5 protein-coding genes are annotated in these 4,964 nt (G+C 68.3%); 4 read left to right on the top strand and 1 reads right to left on the bottom strand.

All coding sequences use genetic code 11. From position 1 onward, the window contains the following. The 4 genes from CSW58_RS05230 to CSW58_RS05215 all read left to right on the top strand — a co-directional run. Window positions 1-804, top strand: an 804-nt coding sequence (locus CSW58_RS05230; protein ID WP_143755085.1) for a cellulose synthase operon protein YhjQ/BcsQ, incomplete at its 5' end; no start/stop codon positions are given. Then, window positions 801-2,192: a CpaF family protein gene (locus tag CSW58_RS05225; protein ID WP_099446581.1), complete on the top strand. Its 1,392-nt coding sequence runs from the start codon at window positions 801-803 to the stop codon at window positions 2,190-2,192. The genes CSW58_RS05230 and CSW58_RS05225, both read left to right, overlap by 4 nt. Before the next feature lie 2 nt (window positions 2,193-2,194). After that, window positions 2,195-3,151, top strand: a complete 957-nt coding sequence (locus tag CSW58_RS05220; protein WP_099446580.1) for a type II secretion system F family protein — start codon at window positions 2,195-2,197, stop codon at window positions 3,149-3,151. A 3-nt stretch (window positions 3,152-3,154) separates the two neighbouring features. Further along, complete coding sequence (locus CSW58_RS05215) at window positions 3,155-4,114, top strand: type II secretion system F family protein (RefSeq protein WP_099446579.1); 960 nt, start codon at window positions 3,155-3,157, stop codon at window positions 4,112-4,114. Here the strand turns inward: CSW58_RS05215 and CSW58_RS05210 are convergent. Continuing rightward, on the bottom strand, window positions 4,098-4,964 hold an 867-nt coding region (locus CSW58_RS05210), incomplete at its 5' end, for an FAD-binding domain-containing protein (protein WP_099446578.1). The two genes, CSW58_RS05215 and CSW58_RS05210, sit on opposite strands and share 17 nt — an antisense overlap.

The following is a 4,964-nucleotide window of genomic DNA, read 5'->3' as shown; positions in this document are numbered from 1 at the left end:
GCCCTGCTGGCCCCCGCCCCCAGCGCGGCGACGCCGTCGCGTTGCTGGACGGTGATGGGCGCGGTCGGCGGCTGCGGCGCGACCATGCTGGCGGCGGAAATCGCCGCCGCCCTGCAAGGTCGCGACGGCGGTCAGCGCGTGTGCCTGGTGGACCTCAATCTCGTGGACGGCGCGGCCGCCGCCTATCTGGGGGTCACGCCGAACATGCAGCTGTCCCAAGCGACCGCGCCCGAGCGCATCGACGCCGCCGTGCTGGCGGCCTTCACCTCCCAGGCCAGCGAGGGAATCGATGTTCTGGCCGCGCCTCGGGATCCGGCAGGGTTCCAGAACGCGACCGCCCCGATGATCACCCGCATCCTCGACCTGGCCTGCCAGGCCTATGACTGGGTGGTGGTCGATCTGCCGCGCCATCGTCAGCCCTGGACCATGGATGTGATCGTCGGCTCCGACGAGCTCTTGCTGATCTCGGAGCTGACCGTGCCGGCCCTGCTGGCGACCCGGGCCGGCGCCGCCGAAATCGAGACCGAGCGCGACGCGCCCTCGCCCCGGATCGTCCTCAACCGCATCGCCACCCGGATGTTCGCCGCCGCGCCCTCCCTGGCCGAGGCCGAGCGCGCCCTGGGCCGCAAGGCCGCGGGCGGCATCAGCTCCGACTGGGAAGCGGCCGCTGCGTCGGTCAATCTCGGCGGCTTCGTGCGCCGCCATCGCCCAAGGTCCAAGATCGTCAAGGACGTGGATCAGCTGGTCGATCGCCTCATCAAAGACGGGTCGCGCGCGCTCGGCGGCCAAGCGAGGGTCGCATGATCAGCCGTTTCCGCGCCCGCTCCGCGCCAAGCGAAGCCCAGACACCGGCCACCGTCGTTGAGCCGGCAATGCCGACGCCCGTGATCGAGCTGATCCCAGCCCCGGCCGCGCCGCCCGAGGTCGACATGCTCGACATCAAGCTGCGGCTGCACAGCCGGCTGATCGACGAGATCGACCTGAGCAAACTGGACCGCCTCGACGAGGCCGACCTGCGCCGCCATGTCAGGCTGCTGGTCGGCGACTTCGCCAAGTCCGAGCGCCTGGCGCTCAACAGCCTGGAGCTGGACGAGCTGGCCTCTTCGATCTTCGACGAGATGGTCGGCCTGGGCCCCATCGAGCCCCTGCTCAAGGACGACAGCATCGCCGACATCCTGATCAACGGGCCCTGGCAGGTCTATGTCGAGCGGCGCGGTGAGCTGGAGCTGACCCCGATCCGCTTTCGCGACAACGACCACCTGCTGCGGATCGTCAACCGGATCGTCGCCGCGGTCGGTCGCCGGATCGACGAGTCCTCGCCGATGGTCGACGCCCGCCTGGCCGACGGCAGCCGGGTCAATGCGGCGATCGCCCCCATCACGGTCGATGGGGCGGCGGTCTCGATCCGCAAGTTCTCCAAGAAGCCCATGGGCCTGGACCGCCTCGTCGAGGTCGGGGCCATGCCGCCTTGCGTGGCCGAGTTCCTGCACGGCGCGATCCGCGCCCGCTCCTCGACGGTCATCTCGGGCGGCACGGGATCGGGCAAGACCACCCTGCTCAACGCCCTGTCCTCGGCCATCAGCCACGGCGAACGCCTGATCACCATCGAGGACGCCTGCGAGCTTCAGCTGCAGCAGCCGCACGTGGTGCGCATGGAGACCCGGCCGCCCAATATCGAGGGCAAGGGCGAGATCCGTCAGCGCGAGCTGGTCAAGAACGCCCTGCGCATGCGGCCTGACCGGGTGATCCTCGGCGAGGTGCGCGGCGAGGAGGCCTTCGACATGTTGCAGGCCATGAACACCGGCCACGAAGGCTCGATGGCGACCATCCACGCCAACACCCCGCGCGACGCGATCACCCGTCTGGAGCAGATGGTCGCCATGTCGGGGATGAAGCTGCCGGCGGACTCCATCCGCGGCCAGATCGCCTCGGCCGTGAACTTGATCGTTCAGGTCTCGCGCCTGTCGGACGGCAAGCGCCGCCTGATGAGCGTCAGCGAGATCACCGGCATGGAGGGCCAGGTGGTGCAGATGCAGGAGATCTTCGCCTTCCGCCGCACCCATACCGACCCCGACGGCACGGTTCACGGCGAGTTCCGCGCCTCGGGCCTGCGGCCCAAGTGCCTGGACGAGATGATCCGGCGCGGCATCACCTATGACACCGAGAATTTCAACCCCGTGCGGGTGCTCTAGCCATGACCCCGGAAATCCGCCTCGTCTTTCTGGTGATGATCTTCGCCGCCGTCTTCTCGTTCGCCCAGGGCGTCGTGGGGCTGGTACGGGTCGGTCGGGCCAAGTCGAAGGTCAATCGGCGCCTGACCACCGCGCGTCACACCGCCTCGATCAGCGACCTGGTCATCGAGTTGCGCAAGCAGCGGGGACTGGACGCCAGCGGAAAGCGCAAGCTGGCGCTGCGCTGGCTGGCCGACCTGGTCATGGCCTCGGGGCTGGTCTACCGGCCAAAACAATGGCTAACCCTGCTCGCCGCCGCCGCCGTCGTGGCCAGCCTGGGCCTGGTCATCGTCACCCATAGCCTGGCCTTCGCGCCGCTCGGTCCCCTGACGGTGGCCGCCGTCGGCGTGATCATCCTGAAGGTCGCCGCGGCGCGCCGGGCCAAGGCCCTGGGCGAGCAACTGCCCAACGGCCTGGACATCATCGTGCGCAGTCTCGAGGCCGGGCATCCCGTGCCCACAGCCATTGCCCTGGTCGGCCGCGAAATGGTCGATCCGATCGGCACCGAATTTGGCATGATGTCCGACGAGATCGCCTACGGCGCCAGCCTCGAACAGGCCGTGGGCCGCATGGCGGAGCGATGCCGACACCCCGATCTTGACCTGTTCGCGGCGACGATCCGCCTGCAGGAACGGGCGGGCGGCAATCTCACCTCATTGCTTAAGCTGAATTCCAAGACCGTGCGCGACCGCCACAAGATGCGCTTGAAAATCAAGGCCGCCTCATCGGAAGGCCGGGTGTCGGCCATCATCCTGACCGTCGCGCCCTTCGCCGTGATGGCCGTCCTGACGGTCGCCTCACCCGGCTACTATACCGAGGTCCTGCAAGCCCCCATCGGACGTTATTGGTTCGCGGGCTTTGGGCTGTGGATGGTGGTCGGCAACCTGGTCATGCGCCGCATGATCAACATGAAGGTCTGACCCATGTCACAGGCCCTGACCACGGCGAATCTGCTCACCGCCGCCGCCGCCGCCCTGATCGGTTTGCCGACCAGTTACCTCGTCCTGCAGGGTTTGCGGCAAGCCCGGATGATCGCCGGCCGCCGTCGGCGCCTTACCCCGGGCGCGGACACGACCTCGTCGCCGGGAAGCCAGGCGGCGCGGACCGGCGCGGTTCGTGACAGCCTCCTGGACACCCTGCGAGGCCTCGGTCAGCGCCTGGCGATCCAGGATCCCAGCAAGGTCTCGGAGATCCGCCTGCGCCTGATCCAGGCCGGCTTCTTCAGCCGCGAGGCGGTCACCTTCTACATGGCCGGCAAGTTCGCCGCCCTGATCATCGCCACGATTGGCGCCGTCCTGCTGCTGCCCTGGGCGATCTCGGGCGGCGGCGGGGCCGGCGCGATGGGCCTGGCCGTGGCCCTGGCCATCGGCGCCCTGCTGGGACCCGACCACGTCGTTCGCCTGCGTCGCGCCAAATGCGACATGGAGTATCGCGACGGCTTTCCGGATCTGCTGGACCTGCTGGTCGCCTCCATCGAGGCCGGCCTGAGCCTGGATGCGGCCGTCACCCGCGTGGGCGACGAGCTGGCGCGGCGCTATCCACGCCTGACCGAGCACCTGCGGTTTCTGACCCTTGAGCTGCGAGCCGGGCGCGATCGCCGGGACGCCTGGCAATCCTTCGCCGACCGCCTGGGCCTGGACGAGGCCCGGGCCTTCGCGACCATGCTGCGCCAGGCCGAGGAAATGGGCACCAGCCTGGGCGACACCCTGCGGGTGTTTTCCGAAGACATGCGCGTCAAGCGGATGCTCAGGGCCGAGGAAAACGCCATGGCCCTGCCGGCCAAGCTGATCGTGCCGCTGATCCTGTTCATCTTCCCCTGTCTGCTGGGGGTGATCATGCTGCCGGCGATCTACAGCGTCATGCAGATCATGGGCAGCCAATAGCCGCGCCGGCCGCGAGGCTGGCCATCGCTCGCGCCTTGAACGGAAAGAAACCCTTGGTCGCGTAAGGCCAAAGCCGCTCATCCCAACGCCGCCGGACCTGCACCAGCGTGACGCCGTCAACCGCCAGTCTGGACGCGATATCCGCCAGGGCGTCAGCAACCGGGCCGACCGGAGCATAGGGCGTGAGGATTTGCCTGACGCCGGCGGCTCTGGCGGCCGAAAGCAGGCGCTCCGGATCCAGGCTGTCATGCAAGGTCGTCGGGCAGCCGAAGACCGCGCTGACCCGCGTTGCCGTGTCCACGGCTGCGGCTTCGACGAAGCCACGGGCGGCTTCGCCCCAGAGCCCCTGCCTATCCGTCGCGACAACGGCCGCCACGAAGGGGCTCGTGGCGTCAAAGACGGACTCCGGATGCAGGTCCTCGGACGTGACCAGAAGAAGGGCCGGTTCAGCGATAGGGGCGACATGTTGTTCGACCAGATCGATAGGGCCTGGAAGCGGAAGCTCCGTGAGCGCGACGGCTTCCGTGGCCAGACCCTTGGGGGCAAAGCGCTGGTGGGTGTTGCGGGCGATGTTGTCGGCGGAGGCGAGATAGGTCTTGCCGGGCGTCTGAAGCCCCGCGACCCAGCGCCAAGACAGCGTATTGCTCGCCGCATCGGCATCGATCAGGTGACGTAAAAAGAAGTCCGCGCCCAGCGACCAGGGCAGCTTCAGGGTGAAAATCCAGATGGAGGCAAACCACATACGCGCGTGGTTGTGCAGGTAGCCGGTCTGCACCAGCTCACGCACCCAGTCATCGAAGCCTTCAATCCCCGTCTGGCCGGTCTGCGCCTCATGGAGGGTCCGAGCGCC

The organism is Caulobacter sp. B11, assembly GCF_002737765.1.
Taxonomy (GTDB): Bacteria; Pseudomonadota; Alphaproteobacteria; order Caulobacterales; family Caulobacteraceae; genus Caulobacter.
The sequence above is the reverse complement of the archived record's forward strand: the minus strand, read 5'-3'. Positions and strand labels throughout refer to the sequence as shown.